Annotated in this window: 13 protein-coding genes; 8 read left to right on the top strand and 5 right to left on the bottom strand. The window is 68.2% G+C overall.

Annotated elements, in window-relative coordinates; genetic code table 11:
• Positions 1-4 precede the first annotated feature (4 nt).
• Positions 5-1,579 (bottom strand): DUF5928 domain-containing protein, encoded by a 1,575-nt coding sequence (locus BM397_RS16120; protein ID WP_092425931.1) that lies wholly within the window; start codon positions 1,577-1,579, stop codon positions 5-7.
• A gap of 135 nt (positions 1,580-1,714) precedes the next feature.
• Here BM397_RS16120 and BM397_RS16115 point away from each other — a divergent pair, with 135 nt between their 5' ends.
• A complete protein-coding gene (locus BM397_RS16115) occupies positions 1,715-2,533 on the top strand; it encodes a sulfotransferase family protein (RefSeq protein ID WP_092425929.1) in 819 nt (272 codons plus the stop codon).
• Positions 2,534-2,742: 209 nt separating this feature from the next.
• Here BM397_RS16115 and BM397_RS16110 read toward each other — a convergent pair whose 3' ends face one another.
• Complete coding sequence (locus BM397_RS16110) at positions 2,743-3,333, bottom strand: DUF1285 domain-containing protein (RefSeq protein WP_092425927.1); 591 nt, start codon at positions 3,331-3,333, stop codon at positions 2,743-2,745.
• A gap of 70 nt (positions 3,334-3,403) precedes the next feature.
• On the opposite strand from BM397_RS16110, the gene BM397_RS16105 reads away from it, so the two are divergent.
• Genes BM397_RS16105 through BM397_RS16090 form a run of 4 tightly spaced genes read left to right on the top strand, consistent with a single transcriptional unit; the run spans position 3,404 to position 10,158 of the window.
• Positions 3,404-4,405 (top strand): AAA family ATPase, encoded by a 1,002-nt coding sequence (locus BM397_RS16105; RefSeq protein WP_092425925.1) that lies wholly within the window; start codon positions 3,404-3,406, stop codon positions 4,403-4,405.
• A complete protein-coding gene (locus tag BM397_RS16100; protein ID WP_092425922.1) occupies positions 4,402-5,280 on the top strand; it encodes a DUF58 domain-containing protein in 879 nt (292 codons plus the stop codon). Before BM397_RS16105 ends, BM397_RS16100 begins: the two co-directional genes overlap by 4 nt.
• Complete coding sequence (locus BM397_RS16095) at positions 5,277-8,075, top strand: DUF4159 domain-containing protein (RefSeq protein WP_092425919.1); 2,799 nt, start codon at positions 5,277-5,279, stop codon at positions 8,073-8,075. Before BM397_RS16100 ends, BM397_RS16095 begins: the two co-directional genes overlap by 4 nt.
• 40 nt (positions 8,076-8,115) lie before the next feature.
• Positions 8,116-10,158 (top strand): glutamine amidotransferase, encoded by a 2,043-nt coding sequence (locus BM397_RS16090; protein WP_092425916.1) that lies wholly within the window; start codon positions 8,116-8,118, stop codon positions 10,156-10,158.
• On the opposite strand, the gene BM397_RS16085 is transcribed toward BM397_RS16090, so the two are convergent.
• Genes BM397_RS16085 through BM397_RS16075 form a run of 3 tightly spaced genes read right to left on the bottom strand, consistent with a single transcriptional unit; the run spans position 10,159 to position 11,690 of the window.
• Positions 10,159-10,512: a hypothetical protein gene (locus BM397_RS16085; RefSeq protein ID WP_092425912.1), complete on the bottom strand. Its 354-nt coding sequence runs from the start codon at positions 10,510-10,512 to the stop codon at positions 10,159-10,161.
• A 60-nt stretch (positions 10,513-10,572) separates the two neighbouring features.
• Positions 10,573-11,277: a DUF599 domain-containing protein gene (locus BM397_RS16080; RefSeq protein WP_092425909.1), complete on the bottom strand. Its 705-nt coding sequence runs from the start codon at positions 11,275-11,277 to the stop codon at positions 10,573-10,575.
• Positions 11,278-11,279: 2 nt separating this feature from the next.
• The gene (locus tag BM397_RS16075) at positions 11,280-11,690 is read right to left on the bottom strand and encodes a CopD family protein (RefSeq protein WP_092425906.1); all 411 of its coding nucleotides are present in this window, start codon (positions 11,688-11,690) and stop codon (positions 11,280-11,282) included.
• Between the two features lie 133 nt (positions 11,691-11,823).
• Here BM397_RS16075 and BM397_RS16070 point away from each other — a divergent pair, with 133 nt between their 5' ends.
• The 3 genes from BM397_RS16070 (at position 11,824) to glcF (ending at position 15,831) form a co-directional block, all read left to right on the top strand.
• On the top strand, positions 11,824-13,272 hold the full coding sequence (locus BM397_RS16070; RefSeq protein WP_092425904.1) for an FAD-linked oxidase C-terminal domain-containing protein: 1,449 nt from the start codon (positions 11,824-11,826) through the stop codon (positions 13,270-13,272).
• A 96-nt stretch (positions 13,273-13,368) separates the two neighbouring features.
• A complete protein-coding gene (locus tag BM397_RS16065) occupies positions 13,369-14,502 on the top strand; it encodes an FAD-binding protein (RefSeq protein ID WP_092425902.1) in 1,134 nt (377 codons plus the stop codon).
• Between the two features lie 24 nt (positions 14,503-14,526).
• The gene (glcF, locus tag BM397_RS16060; RefSeq protein ID WP_092425899.1) at positions 14,527-15,831 is read left to right on the top strand and encodes a glycolate oxidase subunit GlcF; all 1,305 of its coding nucleotides are present in this window, start codon (positions 14,527-14,529) and stop codon (positions 15,829-15,831) included.
• Positions 15,832-15,881: the final 50 nt, after the last annotated feature.

Here is a 15,881-nt window from a genome sequence, read left to right as displayed (position 1 = left end):
ACCCTCAATCGGAATAGAGTTGATCGTCGGAGGTGATCTCCCGCGCGCGGGCGGCGGGGATCGAAAGGAACTGCGCCACCGCCTGCACCTGCGCCTCGGGCGGGTCAAGCTCGCGCAGGTAAACATGCCCCGGCAGCTGCGCATCGCGCAGCGCGTCGCTCTCATGCAGGATGTCGTTGCGGATGGTCGGCACTAGCCTTGCCATCGCCGCCTCGGAGGTGCGCTCGCCCGCCAGCCCGACGCGGGTGGCGTGGCCGGCGAGGAAGTCATCCGAGAACTGGCAGTCGATCTGCAGCAGGCGCGTGGTGGCACGGTCGCGACAGAAATCCTCGATCAGGTCGAGGTTGCCCGGATCGAGGCAGATCACCAGCCGGTCGCTGCCGAAGTAGTCGTAGAGCATGCGCATCAGCGCGCGGCGGTGGCGGTGGCGCTTGTCCATGGTCGACTGCAGCCCGCCGAGGTCGGGCAGATCGCAGCTCTCCTCGTTGAACAGGTAGTCGATGCAGGGCAGACCGGTCGCTTCACGGATGCGCCCGATCAGCCGCTTGGCCACGTGCCACTTCTTGCTGACGACGATGAGCAGTTCCCGCTCGCGGCCGAGCGAGCTCTCGGTCTCCCAGAAACGTGGCGCGAAGCGGTGCCCGGCGCGGCCCTTCTCGGTCAGGAACTTGTAGAGCGAGCGCCCCTCGTCGGAGATCTGGAATGCCACGCGCTCCGAGGAGTAGAGCACCCCGAGCCGCCGCTTGAGATCGAGCGCGCCGGGGCTGATCTTGCGGGCGAAAAGGTAGTCCTGCGCCAGCAGCAGGTCGTAGTGATCGTTGTAGAAGGTGACCGGCATCCCGTAGTCCGTGAACATCAGGAAGGTCAGCGTGCGGTTCTCGATCTCCGGCTCGGGCACGAGGTGGCGCACCAGCGTCTGGAAGAAGGTCTCGTCGGGGATCCAGGTGCCACGGAAGAAGCGCAGCACGTCCGGCCGCCCGGCGATGAACTCGAGGATTGCTTCAACCGTGCGACGGCGCAGGCACCACCATTGCGAGCCGATCATCACCTCGAGGTCGGCGGGGATCCTGCGCTTCAACCCGAGCCGTTTCTGCAGTTCGAACATCGCGTAGAAGCGCCGCTTCTGGGTGCGCTCGTTGAAGATGTGGCGGTAGATCAACCGCTCTTCCTTCCAGCCGGTCTTGATCCAGCCGGAGGAGAAGAAATCGACGCTCTCGATGTAGTCGGCCTCGCGCGCATCGAGCCGTTCATGTGCAAATTCCGCCGGCTTGATCGCCATGCAATCGCCCGAGACCATGTAGAAATGCGTCGCGCGGGGAAAGCGGTCGAGTGCGGCCTCGAGGGCATTCAGAGTGGCCTGCACCAGCGACCAGGCGCCCCAGCCACATTTCACCCGCCGCGCGAAGGTCACGTTCGGATTGTCCGCAAGCGCGGCGCGGATGCGCTCGAAGTCGGCCCGCGGCGCACTGGCGTCGAAATGGATGGCCATGCAATCGCCGACCGCGGTCAGGCTCTGCGCCTGCTTGATGATCGCCTCGGGATCCTTGTGGCACAGCAATATGAAGGCAATCTTCGCCACAGGTTGAGGTCCGCCCAATTTTCGCCTGCTTCTTCACCTTTATCCCGGCGAAGACATTGTACAGGCCGATGTCTTTTGCTTTTTTGCATGTCCAGGGAGCCCGCGACAAGCCGGGCGGTACGAGGAGCAGGCGGTATGGGGTTTCCCGGCACATGGATGACCGAGAGCGAGAGCATGATCTATCGCGTGGTGCCGAAATGCGCCTGCTCGACCATCGGCCAGATCATGTACTACTCGGACCACGGCAGCTTCTACGACGGCGACATCCATGACGCCGATCAGGGTCTGCACAAATGGGCCCGCGAGGAGAGCCACAATCCGATCAATGCCAACGTGAAGACCCGCAGCGCCCCGGCCTTCACCTGCGTGCGAAACCCATACAGCCGCATCCTGTCGAGCTTCTTCGACAAGATCTGCGGCATTCAGCGCAATGGCAACCGCTACCGCGGCAACCTCGTTCCGATGCTGGTGCAGAAATACGGCATCGAGGTCGGCGGCGAGGACGGCAAGGAGGACTTCGATCAGATCCGCTCGTTCCGCCGCTTCCTGCTGTTTGCGCGCGACACCATTCGCTGGCGCCGCCCGATGGACCCCGACATCCACTGGTCGGCGGTCTCGGGGCATGTGTCGACCTTCATCGTCAACGGCGGACGCTACGACAGCATCTTCTGGACCGAGAAGTTCGACGAGGGGATGCAGGGCGTGCTGGACCGGGTGCAGACCCGTCATCCGGTAGACCTCGCGGCGATTCCCCGTTTCAACGAGTCCGAGGGCCATGGGCCGAAGCGCGCGCATCCGGTGGAAGACTATTTCGACGACCTGTCGATGCACCTGGTCTACGAGATCTACAAACGCGACTTCGATCTGTTCCGCTACGATTTCGAGAACCCGGCGAACAAGATGCCGATCGGCGAGATCGACCTCGACGAGGTGCACGCCAAGCTCGGCGACTGAACCAAGAACGCCTTAGCCCGGGCTCAGCCGTGCACGAATCCCGGTCAGCCCCTTGCGCAACGCCTCGACCCCCAGGGCGATGCCCTTCAGCGCCTCGCTGCGCTGCTTCGACATGTCCATACACGCGTCTCCCGCCGCATCTTACCTTTGATGGCGTCAGCGTCTCATCCCGTGCCGCTAGCGCAAAGCGAGAAGTGAGTGAAGCGCGCTCAGCCCTCCAGCTCTGCCGAAGGAATCATCGGGAAGAAGGTGCCCGACGACCACAGGCCGAACCAGCGCGCGCCCTCATGGTCATGATGCACGCCCAGCTCCACCAGCCGGTAGAAGCTCTTGCGGTCGATCAGCGCCTCGAGATTGCGGCGCACAAGGATGTAGGGCGAGGGCTCGCCGGTCTCGGGGTCGCGCACCACGCGGATCGGATGCTCGGACCCGGCGACGGCGAAATCGCCCACATGGGTCTGGAAGGTCAGCACCTGCGACTCGCCCTCACCCTCCGCCTCGAAGTCGGTGGCGACGAAGGGCGCGTCCTCGACGGTGATTCCGACCATCTCGACCGGGGTCACCAGGAAATATTTCTCGCCATCTTTCCGCAAAATCGACGAAAAAAGCTTCACCAACTCGAAGCGCCCGATCGGCGTTCCAAGGTAGAACCAGGTCCCGTCCCGCGCGATCCGCATGTCCAGATCGCCGCAGAAGGGCGGATTCCACCGCTCGACAGGCGGCAGCCCGCGTCCCGAAGCGGCGCGCGCTGCAGCAGCAATGCCGTCAGCCGAAGGTGTCACGTAATTTTGTGTGCGCATTGGTTTTGCCATTCTTCACCCCCGCGATACACTCTCTTCGGTAAAGGATTTACGCAAGGGAGTCTCCCCCATGGCCGAAGACCTGGTCGCCGAGATTGAGGCGCTGGAAGAAAAGCTCGCCGAAGCCAAGTCGGCGATCACCCGGCGCTTCATCGGACAGGAACGGGTCGTCGACCTGACCCTTGCCGCGCTGCTCTGCGGCGGCCACGCGCTGCTCATCGGCCTGCCCGGCCTCGGGAAAACCCGGCTGGTCGAAACCCTGTCGACGGTGATGGGCCTCAATGGCAACCGCGTGCAGTTCACCCCTGACCTGATGCCCGCCGACATCCTCGGCTCGGAGGTGCTGGAAACCGCCGCCGATGGCAGCCGCGCGTTCAAGTTCCTGCCGGGCCCGATCTTCTGCCAGCTGCTGATGGCAGACGAGATCAACCGCGCCTCGCCGCGCACCCAGTCGGCCCTGTTGCAGGCCATGCAGGAAAAATCCGTCACCATCGGGGGGGAAACGCGTACGCTCGAGCTGCCGTTCCACGTGCTCGCCACGCAGAACCCCATCGAGCAAGAGGGCACCTACCCGCTGCCCGAGGCGCAGCTCGACCGCTTCCTTGTGCAGATCGACGTGGCCTACCCCGACCGCAAGACCGAAAAGGACATCCTGCTCGCCACCACCGGCACAGAAGAGGCGGTGGCGCATCAGGTCTTTGACCCCGCCACGCTGATGGCCGCGCAGCACCTGCTGCGGCGCATGCCCGTGGGCGACGCGGTGGTCGAGATGATTCTCGATCTGGTACGCGCCTTCCGCCCCGGCGATCCCTCGGCTTCGGCCCGGGTGCGCGACACCGTGGCCTGGGGCCCCGGCCCGCGCGCCGCGCAGGCGCTGATGCTGACCGTGCGCGCCCGCGCGCTGCTGCAGGGGCGGCTCGCACCCTCGCCCGAGGACGTGATGGACATGGCCCGCCCGGTGCTGGTGCACCGCATGGCACTGACATTCTCGGCCCGCGCCCGTGGCGAGGACCTCGGCAGCATCATCGACGAGGTCTGCGGCACGCTCGAGCCCTCCGAGGCTGCCGCTTGATAGGTCCCGTCGCCCAGCTCCGGCAGAGCGCGCAGGAAGAAGCCACCCGTTTTCCGGCCCTCCTGGCCCGTGCCGAGCATCTGGCCGGCACCGTCCTGCTGGGCGAGCACGGGCGGCGGCGCTCGGGGCTGGGCGACGATTTCTGGCAATACCGGCCGCTGCGGCCCGGCGACACCTACCGCTCGATCGATTGGCGGCGCTCGGGCCGCGGCGACGAGCAATACGTGCGCGAGCGTGAATGGCAGATCGCGCAGAGCGTGCAGCTCTGGGTCGATACCGGGGCCTCGATGCGCTTCACCTCGAACAAGGACCTGCCAAGCAAGGGCGACCGCGCCCGGCTGGTGGCGCTGGCGGCCTCGATCCTGCTGATCCGCGGCGGCGAGCGCGTCGGCTTCACCGGCTGGTCGCTGCCGCCACGCAACGGCGATATCCAGGTGCTGCGCCTCGCCGAGGCGCTGGCTGCGGACGGTGAAGAGGATTACGCGCAGCCCGAGGCGCGCGGCATCATCCCCCACGCCCGCGCCATGTTCGTCTCGGACTTCCTCGGCGATCTCGACCCGGTCGAGGCCGCGCTGACCAAGGCCGCAGACCGCGGCGTGCGCGGGGTGCTGCTGCAGGTGCTCGATCCGTCCGAAGAGAGCTTCCCCTTCAAGGGCCGGACGATTTTTGAAAGCATGGGCAAGACCTTGGCCCATGAGACACTGAAAGCCGGAGACCTGCGCGAACGCTATCTCGAGCGTCTTGCCGAGAGAAAAGCCCGGCTTGACCATCTATCGCGCTTAACCGGCTGGCAATTTCTGTGCCATCATACCAGTGACAGCGCGCAGAATGCCCTGCTCTGGGTGTACCGCGCGATGGACGGAGGGCACGGATGACCATTCTCGGCCCCCTGGGCTTCACCGCCCCCTGGCTGCTGCTCGGGCTGCTGGCCCTGCCGGTGCTCTGGGTGATCCTGCGCGCCGTGCCGCCGGCACCGATCCGGCGGATGTTCCCCGGCGTGGTGCTGCTGCTGGGGCTGAAGGACGACGATCAGGTCACCGACCGCACCCCCTGGTGGCTGCTGCTGCTGCGCCTTCTGGCCGTGGCGGCGGTGATCATCGGCCTCGCCGGGCCGATCCTGAACCCCGAGGACGACGCGCAGACCGCCGGCACCGGCCCGCTGCTGGTGGTGATGGATGCCAGCTGGTCTTCCGCCGCCGACTGGCGCGCACGGCAGATCGCGCTCGATGCGCTGCTGTCCCGCGCCGAGCGCGAGGCGCGGCCGGTCGCCGTGCTGCGCCTGACCGAACCCGAGGTGCCGCAGTTCCAGCAGGCGGCCGTGCTGCGCGCCCGGCTTTCCGGACTGCAGCCAGAACCCTGGGAGCCGGGGGAGGCGCATGTCACCCGCGCGCTCACCATGCTGCCCGAGGGCGATTTCGACAGCTACTGGATGTCCGACGGGCTTGCCCGCGAAAGCCGCGAGCCGATGCTCGACGCGCTGATGGATCATGGGCAGGTCACCGTCTTCGAAAGCCCGCGCAACCTGACCGCCCTGCTGCCCCCCGCCTTCGAGGACGGACACGTGCAGCTGACCGCCCGCCGCCTGCACCCCGGCGGCGAGCGCGAGATCTCCATCGCCGCGCACGGCCTCGACCCGGCAGGCAACCCGACCGTGCTGGTCCGCGCTCCGCTGACCTTCGCCGACGGCGCCTCCGAGGGCGAGCTCGACCTGTCGCTTCCCGCCGAGCTGCGCGCCCGCATCACCCGCTTCGAGATCGACGGCGCCCGCAGCGCCGGCGCGGTCAGCCTGCCCGACGACAGCCTGCGCCGCCGTGAGGTCGCGCTGATCGCCGGGAACGAGAACCGCGAGGGGCTCGAGCTGCTCTCGCCGCTCTACTACCTGCACAAGGCGCTGGAAGAGGATGTCGACATCCTCGACGGTGCGCTGACCGAGGTGCTGCCTGCCAATCCCGACGTGATCGTGCTGGCCGACGTGGCGACGCTCGGCCCGGGCGAGGAAGAGGGCGTTACCGATTGGCTGCAGAAGGGTGGCACGCTGCTGCGCTTCGCCGGGCCGCGGCTCGCCGCCTCGGACCTCTCGCGCGACCGCGAGGACCCGCTGATGCCGGTGCGGCTGCGCGCTGGCGGGCGCTCGGTCGGCGGCGCGATGAGTTGGGGCGAGCCGAAATCGCTGGCCCCCTTCCCCGCAGGCAGCCCCTTCGAGGGGCTCGCTATCCCCGAAGACGTGACCGTCACCAGCCAGGTCATGGCCCAACCCGACCCGACGCTCGCCGACCGGGTCATCGCCCAGCTCAGCGACGGTACGCCGTTGGTCACCCGCAAGCGCGTCGGCCAGGGGCAGGTTGTGCTGTTCCACGTCACTGCCAACGCCGAATGGTCCAGCCTGCCGCTCTCGGGCCTCTTCGTGCAGATGCTCGAGCGGCTGGCGATCTCGGCCATGCCGACCACCCCGGCACCCGAGGAACTGGTCGGCACCATGTGGCAGCCGATCCGCGTGCTCGACGGCTTCGGGGCGGTGGTCGACGCGGGCACCCTGCCCGGCGTGCCCGGCGAGGCCCTGCTGACCGAGGCCCTTGGCCCCGAGCTGCGCCCCGGCCTCTACCAGGGCGAAGAGCGTAGCCTCGCGCGCAACGTGGTGACGGCGGACACCGAACTGCAGCCCGCCACCTGGCCCGACACCGTGCCGGTCGAGGGGCTGAGTCGCCCGCGGGAAACCCCGCTTGCCGGCTGGCTTCTGGCGCTGGCCATCGCGCTGCTGCTGGCGGATGTGATCGCCTCGCTGGCGCTCTCCGGTCGCCTGCGCGGCGCCCGGCCCAGCACGCCCGGCACCGCCGCCGTGCTGCTGGCGCTGGCGCTCGGCGCGTTTGCCATCCCCGGCACAAGTCGTGCCCAAGGCACCGCTTCCGCGGACGTCGATGCCTTTGCCGAGGCTGCCACGGGCGAGGTCACGCTGGCCCACGTGGTGACCGGCGATGCCCAGCTCGACGCGCTGGCGCAGGACGGGCTGCGCGGCCTGTCCGACACGCTCTTCTACCGCACGTCGGTCGAGCCCTCCGAGCCGATGGCGGTGAACCTCGAGAGCGACGAGCTGGCCTTCTTCCCGCTGCTCTACTGGCCGATCACCCCATCGCAGCCAACTCCCTCTCCTGCCGCATACGCCAAGCTCAACGAGTACCTGCGTTCGGGCGGGATGATCCTTTTCGACACCCGCGACGCCGACGTGGCGGGCTTCGGCGCCGCCTCTCCGGAGGGCCGCAAGCTGCGCGAGCTGGCCGCCCCGCTGGACATCCCGCCGCTGGAGCCGGTGCCGCAGGACCACGTGCTGACCCGCACCTTCTACCTTCTGCAGGATTTCCCCGGCCGCTACGCCAGCCGTGACGTCTGGGTCGAAGCCGCGCCGCCCGATGCGGAAATGGTCGAGGGCATGCCCTTCCGCAACCTCAACGACAATGTCACCCCGGTGGTGATCGGCGGCAACGACTGGGCCGCGGCCTGGGCGGTGGACAGCCGCGGCAACCCGCAGGTGCGCATCGGCTCGGGCTTCGCCGGCGAACGCCAGCGCGAGATCGCCTACCGTTTCGGGGTCAACCTGGTGATGCACGTGCTGACCGGCAACTACAAATCCGACCAGGTCCACGTGCCCGCGCTGCTCGACAGGCTCGGCCAATGACCGGCGCCGGGACCGCCGCCCCAACCAACGGACATAACGAATGACCGGCGAGATCGTCTTCGACCCGCTTCTGCCTTGGCCCGCGATCTGGGTACTGGGCGCCGTCGCGCTGGCCTCGGTGGCGCTGGCGCTCTGGCGCGGCATGCCCGGCTGGGCGCTGCGGTTCTTCGCCGGCTTCGTGCTGCTGGCGGCACTCACCCAGCCCTCCTTCCAGGAAGAAGACCGCGCGCCGCTGTCCGACATCGTGCTGCTGCTCGAGGACCACAGCGCCTCGCAGCGGCTCGGCGACCGGCTGGAGACCACGGCCGAAACCGCCGACGCGCTCGAGGCCCGGATCGCCGCCCGCCCCAACACCGAGGTGCGCCGCATCACCGTGCCCGACGGCGAGGGCGACAGCGGCACGCTGCTGATGACCGCCCTGTCGGAAGCGCTGGCCGAGGAGCCGCGCGGCCGCGTCGCGGGCATCTTCCTGCTGTCGGACGGTCGCCTGCACGATCTCGAACGCGCGCCCTCGCTGCCCGCGCCGATGCACCTGCTGCTGACCGGCCACGACACCGACTGGGACCGCCGCCTGATCGTCAAGAACGCCCCCGCCTTCGCCATCCTCGGCGAGCCGGTCACCCTGACCCTGCGGGTCGAGGATGACGGGGATGCCCCGCAGGAGGCCGAGACCGAGCTGCAGATATCGATCGACGGCGGCGATCCCGAGAGCTACCGCGTGCCGCTCGGACAGGACATCGAGCTGCCCGTCACCCTGCCGCACGGCGGGCTCAACGTCATCCAGTTCACCGTCCCCGAGGGCGAGGCCGAGCTGACAGACCGCAACAACACCGCGCTGGTGCAGATCAACGGCGTGCGCGACCGGCTGCGCGTGCTGCTGGTGTCGGGCGAGCCCCACGCCGGCAGCCGCACCTGGCGGAACCTGCTGAAATCCGACAGCTCTGTCGATCTCGTGCACTTCACCATCCTGCGCCCGCCGGAGAAGCAAGACGGCGTGCCGGTGACCGAGCTCTCGCTGATCGCCTTCCCCACCCGCGAGCTCTTCCTCGAGAAGATCGAGGATTTCGACCTGATCATCTTCGACCGCTACAAGCGCCGCGGCATCCTACCGGCCATCTACCTCGACAACGTGCGCAACTACGTCGAGAACGGCGGCGCGGTGCTGGTTGCCGCCGGGCCCGATTTCGCCAGCGCCGATTCCATCTACCGCTCGCCTCTGGCCGAGATCCTGCCCGCCGAACCCACTGCCCGCGTCATCGACCGCGGCTTCCGTCCCACGGTCACCGACCTCGGCCAGCGCCATCCCGTCACCGCCGGGCTCAGCGGCGCCGAAAGCTGGGGCCGCTGGATGCGGCAGGTCGAAGTCACCCCAAACGACAGCGCCGAGGTGCTGATGTCAGGCGCCGAGGAAAAGCCGCTGCTGGTGCTCGACCGCATCGGCGAGGGGCGCGTGGCGCTGATCGCCTCAGACCAGGCCTGGCTCTGGTCGCGCGGCTTCGAGGGCGGCGGCCCGCAGCTCGACCTGCTGCGGCGACTGGCGCACTGGATGATGAAGGAGCCCGAGCTCGAGGAAGAGGCGCTCTGGGCCGAGGCCACGGGCCAGCACATGCGCATCATCCGCCGCACGCTGGAGCAAGGCGTGGGCGCGGTCACCGTGACCCGCCCCGACGGCACCGAGGAAAGCGTGGCCCTGCAGGAGGTTTCGCCCGGCCGCTTCGAAGCGGAATACGACGGGCCGGAAATCGGCCTCTACCGGCTGAAGGAGGGCGAGCAGGAGGCGGTGATCGGCCTCGGTCCCGCCGCCCCGCGCGAATTCGAACAGACCATCGCGAGCGGCGAGGCGCTGGAACCCGTGGTCGCCGCGCTGCGCGGTGGCGAAGCACGGATCGAGGACGGTCTGCCGAGCATCCGCGCGGTCGGCGCGGGGCGCCCCGCCGCCGGGCGCGGCTGGATGGGCATCACCCCGCGCGAAGCCTTCGAGACCATGGACGTGACCCGCATTCCGCTGCTGCCGGCCTGGCTGACGCTACTGCTGGCCGCGGGCTTCATCGTCGCGGCCTGGCTGCGCGAGGGCCGGCGCTGATCACTCCAGGTCGAGCGGGGTCCGCGCCTCGTTCCAGCCGTCGGTCAGACAGCGTGCGCGGATGTAGACGCGCCGCGTGCCCGCCGGGATCGCGACGCCGGACAGGCTGCGGGTGAAGGGCTGCTCGGTCTCATGCGGGTGTAGCAACTCGCGCACGCCCAGCACGGTGCCATCCTCGGCCTCCACGCGCCATCCGTCGGCATAGTGCTCCCAGCCGGTGTCGGGATGGGCCAGCGTGACGGAGAAGACCCGGGCATCGCCATTGCCCGACGTCTTGGCTGCGACCACCTCGGGCGGCGCGGCGTAAAGCGGCAGCGCAGACAGGCATAGCAGGGCAGCGAATCCAGCTTTCATGCGGCGAGCATAGCGCAACTCCCTTCGAAGGGAGTTGCAAAAGCCTTCGAAGGCTTTTGACTACTCTTCCTCGCTGGCGAGCAGAACTTCGCGCGACTGCGAGGTGAACTCGCGGCGCAGGATCACCGTCAGGGTGATCAGTACCGCCACGATCAGCGGCCAGGACCCCAGCAGCCAGGCGGTGGAGCCGATACCAAAATACACCGACCGCAATCCGCGATTGTAGCTGCGCGCGGCAAAGATATTGATCTCGGCGGCCTTGGCGGCGCGGGTATAGGCCAGCGGGCTGTCGTCATTGGGCACCGAGCCCATCAGCACCGAGCAATAGCCGAACAGCCGGTTCGACCAGACGAACTTGAGAAAGGCGTTGGCGGCGAAGGCGAGGATCAGCAGCAGCTTGGCCTCCCAGACGATCACCGGCGAGTCGCCCCCCGTCGACAGATCCTCAGCGACGCCCCGAACCTGGTCAGGATTGCCCAGCAGCGCGAAGATGCCGCCGATGGCGATCATCGAGGTCGAGGCGAAAAAAGCGGTGCTCTGTCGCAGACTGCCGACGATCTGGGAATCGAAGATGCGCGGCTGGCGGGTGACGAAGTGCCTCATCCATTGCCGCCGGTAGCGCGCCATCAGCTTGGTCACCGAGGGACGCCGCGCCGGCGGGTGCTCGATCAGCCACGAGCTGCCCAGCCAGCAGAGCAGCAGCAGCCCGACACCGGTCAGGTCGACTGGCGAGAAATAGTAGAAGGGATCGAGCGAGGGCAGCATGGTCAGAACGGCTTGGCCACGACCAGCCACAGGATGGCGATCGTGCCCACCACGCTGATCTCGTTGAAGATGCGCAGGAACAGGTCCGACTCGCGGAACTCGCCCCGCTTGGCCCGGCCGACCAGCACCCCGGTCCAGACGTAATGCGCCGCCAGCAGCACCACGAGCGCAATCTTGGCGTGCAGCCAGGCCGGGAAGCCCCAGAGCACGCCGAGCCAGAGCCCGGTGATCGCAGCGATCACCGCCAGCCCCGCGGAAAAGCGATACAGCCGGTAGGTGAGATCGCCCAGCGGGCCGAATTCCCCGGTCTTCGCGAAGTCGCGTTTCCAGTAGATGAGCGCGCGCGGCACGGCGAAGATGGAGGTCATCCACCCCATGACGCAAAGAATGTGAATGATCTTCAGCCAGGTCATGGGGGCCACCTGCTATCATTCCCTTGCCTCGCGCAAGATCCGCGGACACCGCGCGCGCGCCACCATGGCAAAAATGCTTGGCCCTCGCGCAAATTGGTTATATGAGTTTACCAATTCTAGGAGGAGACCCCCGATGGAGATGCCAGCCCCCAATGCAAGCATCCTCGCGCGCAAGCACCAGATCGTCGCGCGGCTGAGGGAGGTCCTGCCCGAAGGTTCGGTGATCTCGGAGCTGTCCGAGACCCGCGCCTATGAATGCGACGCACTCACCGCCTACCGCTGCCCGCCGCTCTGCGCGGTCCTGCCGTCCTCGACCGAAGAGGTCTCGGCGGTGCTGAAGATCTGCTTTGAGGAAGGCGTGCCTGTCGTGCCGCGTGGCTCGGGCACCTCGCTGGCAGGCGGCGCGCTGCCCACCGCCGACAGCGTGATCCTCGGCGTCGCCAAGATGAACCGCGTGCTGGAAACCGATTACGCCAACCGCTTCATCCGCGTGCAGACCGGGCGCACCAACCTCTCTGTCAGCGGCGCGGTGGCGGAGGAAGATTTCTTCTACGCCCCGGACCCTTCGTCGCAGCTCGCCTGCGCCATCGCCGGGAACATCGCGATGAACTCGGGCGGGGCGCATTGCCTCAAGTACGGCGTGACCACAAACAACCTCATGGGCGTGACCATGGTGCTGATGGACGGCACGGTGATCGAACTCGGCGGCGCGCATCTCGACGCGCCGGGGCTCGACCTGCTGGGCGTCATCTGCGGCTCCGAGGGACAGCTCGGCGTGGTCACCGAAGCGACGCTGCGCATCCTGCGCAAGCCCGAGGGCGCACGCCCGGTGCTGATGGGTTTCGCCGCCAACGAGGTGGCCGGGGAATGCGTGTCGGACATAATCAAGGCCGGCGTTCTGCCGGTGGCGATCGAGTTCATGGACCGGCCCTGCATCGAGGCCTGCGAGGCCTTTGCCAAGGCGGGATACCCGATGTGCGAGGCGCTGCTGATCGTCGAGGTCGAGGGCTCCGAGGCCGAGATCGCCGAGCAGCTCGAAAAGATCATCGAGATCGCCAAGCGCCACAACCCCGTCGAGCTGCGCGAGGCGCGGGACGAGGACGAGGCGGGCCGCATCTGGCTTGGCCGCAAGTCCGCCTTCGGCGCCATGGGGCAGATCAATGACTACATGTGCCTCGACGGCACGATCCCGGTCTCCTCGCTGCCCCATGTGCTGCGCCGGATCGGCGAGATGTCGGAGGAGTTCGGACTGAAGGTGGCCAACGTCTTCCATGCCGGCGACGGGAACATGCACCCGCTGATCCTGTTCAACGCCAACGAGGAGGGCCAGCTCGAGCTCTGCGAGCGCTTCGGCGCGGAGATCCTGAAACTCTGCGTCGAGGTCGGCGGCTGCCTGACCGGCGAGCACGGCGTGGGGATCGAGAAGCGCGACCTGATGCACACGCAATACGCGCCCGCCGACCTCGAGGCGCAGATGGCGGTGAAGGACGTCTTCGACCCGCACTGGCTGCTGAACCCCGCCAAGGTGTTCCCGCTGGACGCCTCGGAAGCGCGGCGCAGCGCGGCCCTGGCTGCCGAGTGAACCGACGCTTGAGCCGCCGTTTGACCCGCCGAGGGGGCGCTGCCCCCATCCGCTGACGCGGACTCCCCCGGGATATTTTGACCATGTGGAAGCCTGATGAGACCTGAGACCGAGACAGACCTCGCGGAGATGATCTCCGCCAGCAACGGGCCGCTGCGCATCCGCGGCGGCGGCACGCGCAGCATCGGCGACGTTGCGGGTGCGCCGCTGGAGACCGGCGGCCTCTCTGGGATCACGCTCTACGAGCCGGGCGCGTTGACGCTTGTGGCCGGGGCGGGCACGCCGCTCGCAGAGGTCGAGGCGGCACTGGATGCCGAGAACCAGCGGCTGGCCTTCGAGGTGCCGGACATGCGCGGGCTGCTCGGCGCGCAGGGCACCAGCACGCTGGGCGGGATCGTGGCGGCCAATGCCTCGGGGCCGCGGCGCATCGCCTCCGGCGCCTGCCGCGACTTCCTGCTGGGCGTGCGTTTCGTCGATGGCGCGGGCAGCATTGTGTCGAACGGCGGGCGGGTGATGAAGAACGTCACCGGCTACGACCTTGTGAAGCTGATGGCAGGCAGCCACGGCACGCTCGGGGTACTGACCGAGGTGAGCTTCAAGGTGTTGCCCAAGCCCGAGGCCGCCGCGACGCTGGTGCTGCACGGGCTTTCGGATACCGAGGCCGTGGCCGCCATGTCGGCGGCGCTCGGCGCGCCCTACGACGTGACCGGCGCGGCGCATGACCCCGCCGCGCGACAGACCTTGCTGCGCATCGAGGGCTTCGCGCGCTCGGTCGCCTATCGGCTGGAACGCCTGAAGGCGCTCTTCCCCGGGCGCGAAATCACCGAGGAGACCGGTGCTGCGGCCGGGGCGGCGCTCTGGGCCGGGGTGCGCGACGCGGCCCCGCTGCAGGGCCGCGCAGGGGATGTCTGGCGGCTGTCGTGCACACCCTCGGACGCGCCGGAGCTGGCCACCCGGCTGTGCGCCGAGGCGCTGCTCTACGACTGGGGCGGTGGGCTGGTCTGGGCGCTGCTGCCCGAGGGCACCGACGCCCGCACCCGGCTCGGCGCTTTCAAGGGCCATGCCACGCGGGTTCGGGGCACCGGCAGCATATCTGGCAGCGTATCTGGCAGCGCATCTGGCAGAGTGCCTGCCTTCCATCCCGATCCCGCCCCCGTGGCCGCCCTGAGCACGGCGCTGCGCCGCCGCTTCGATCCGCGCGGGGTGCTGAACCCCGGCCTGATGGCGTGACCCGAGCGAGCTGAGGACCAAGACATGCAGACCAATTTCACCCCCGACCAGCTGCGCGATCCGGGCACCGAGCGGGCCAACGAGATCCTGCGCTCCTGCGTGCATTGCGGCTTTTGCACCGCCACCTGCCCGACCTACCAGGTGCTGGGCGACGAGCTCGACAGCCCGCGCGGGCGCATCTACCTGATCAAGGACATGCTCGAGAACGAGCGGGTGCCGGACGCCAAGACCGTGAAGCACATCGACCGCTGCCTCTCGTGCCTGTCGTGCATGACCACCTGCCCCTCGGGCGTGCATTACATGCACCTCGTGGACCATGCGCGGGCCTATATCGAGAAAAACTACACCCGCCCCTGGCACGACCGGGCGCTGCGCTGGCTGCTTGCCCAGATCATCCCGCACCCGATGCGCTTCCGCCTGGCGCTGGCGCTGGCCAAGCTGGGCCGCCCGTTTGCCGGGCTGCTGCCCGACCCGCGACTGAAGGCGATGCTGGAGATGGCACCGAAGCGCATTCCGCCGGTCAGCCGCAACGATGACCCGCAGAGCTTTGCCCCCGTGGCACCGAAGCGCAAACGCGTGGCGCTGATGACCGGCTGCGCACAGAAGGCGCTGAACACCGACATCAACGACGCCACCATCCGTCTGCTGCGCCGGCTGGGCTGCGAGGTGGTGGTCGCCAAGGGGGCGGGTTGCTGCGGCGCACTCACCCACCACATGGGGCGCGAGGCGCAGGCGCATGGTTCTGCCGAGGCCAATATCCACGCCTGGACCGCCGAGATGCAGGGCGATGGGCTCGATGCCATCGTCATCAACACCTCGGGCTGCGGCACCACGGTGAAGGACTACGGCCACATGTTCCGCAGCTCGCCGCTGGCGGAGGCGGCGGCAAAGGTCTCGGCCAAGGCCATGGACATCAGCGAGCTGCTGCGCGATCTCGAGATCCCCGAGGAGATGCTGGCGGGCGCGCCGAAGGACCTGCGCGTCGCCTATCACGCCGCCTGCTCGCTGCAGCACGGGCAGAAGGTGAAAGCCGCGCCCAAGGACCTGCTGAAGCGCGCCGGGTTCGAGGTAGTCGAGCCCGCCGACAGCCATCTCTGCTGCGGCAGCGCCGGCACCTACAACCTGCTGCAACCGGAGATCTCGAAGCAGCTGCGTGACCGCAAGGTGCAGACGCTGGAGGCCAAGGCACCGCAGCTCATCGCGGCGGGCAACATCGGCTGCATGATGCAGATCGGCTCGGGCACCGGGCTGCCGGTTGTGCATACGGTCGAACTGCTTGACTGGGCGACCGGCGGGCCGAAACCGCGCGCGCTGGAAGCGCTGGCCTGACCCTTTTGAGACCCCCGGCGCGCCCAAATTTCGCCCCAGACTCTGCCTAG

The sequence above is a fragment of the Alloyangia pacifica genome (assembly GCF_900116195.1).
GTDB classification, from domain to species: Bacteria; Pseudomonadota; Alphaproteobacteria; order Rhodobacterales; family Rhodobacteraceae; genus Salipiger; species Salipiger pacificus.
This window is presented reverse-complemented; position numbering and strand designations above follow the sequence as displayed.

What these genes read in the sequence shown, in the direction of transcription:
- BM397_RS16115 (WP_092425929.1), top strand. Translation starts at nt 1,715, where the DNA reads ATGGGGTTTCCCGGCACATGGATGACCGAGAGCGAGAGCATGATCTAT.
- BM397_RS16110 (WP_092425927.1), bottom strand. Translation starts at nt 3,333, where the DNA reads ATGCGCACACAAAATTACGTGACACCTTCGGCTGACGGCATTGCTGCT.
- BM397_RS16105 (WP_092425925.1), top strand. Translation starts at nt 3,404, where the DNA reads ATGGCCGAAGACCTGGTCGCCGAGATTGAGGCGCTGGAAGAAAAGCTC.
- BM397_RS16095 (WP_092425919.1), top strand. Translation starts at nt 5,277, where the DNA reads ATGACCATTCTCGGCCCCCTGGGCTTCACCGCCCCCTGGCTGCTGCTC.
- BM397_RS16090 (WP_092425916.1), top strand. Translation starts at nt 8,116, where the DNA reads ATGACCGGCGAGATCGTCTTCGACCCGCTTCTGCCTTGGCCCGCGATC.
- BM397_RS16085 (WP_092425912.1), bottom strand. Translation starts at nt 10,512, where the DNA reads ATGAAAGCTGGATTCGCTGCCCTGCTATGCCTGTCTGCGCTGCCGCTT.
- BM397_RS16080 (WP_092425909.1), bottom strand. Translation starts at nt 11,277, where the DNA reads ATGCTGCCCTCGCTCGATCCCTTCTACTATTTCTCGCCAGTCGACCTG.
- BM397_RS16075 (WP_092425906.1), bottom strand. Translation starts at nt 11,690, where the DNA reads ATGACCTGGCTGAAGATCATTCACATTCTTTGCGTCATGGGGTGGATG.
- BM397_RS16070 (WP_092425904.1), top strand. Translation starts at nt 11,824, where the DNA reads ATGGAGATGCCAGCCCCCAATGCAAGCATCCTCGCGCGCAAGCACCAG.
- BM397_RS16065 (WP_092425902.1), top strand. Translation starts at nt 13,369, where the DNA reads ATGAGACCTGAGACCGAGACAGACCTCGCGGAGATGATCTCCGCCAGC.
- glcF (WP_092425899.1), top strand. Translation starts at nt 14,527, where the DNA reads ATGCAGACCAATTTCACCCCCGACCAGCTGCGCGATCCGGGCACCGAG.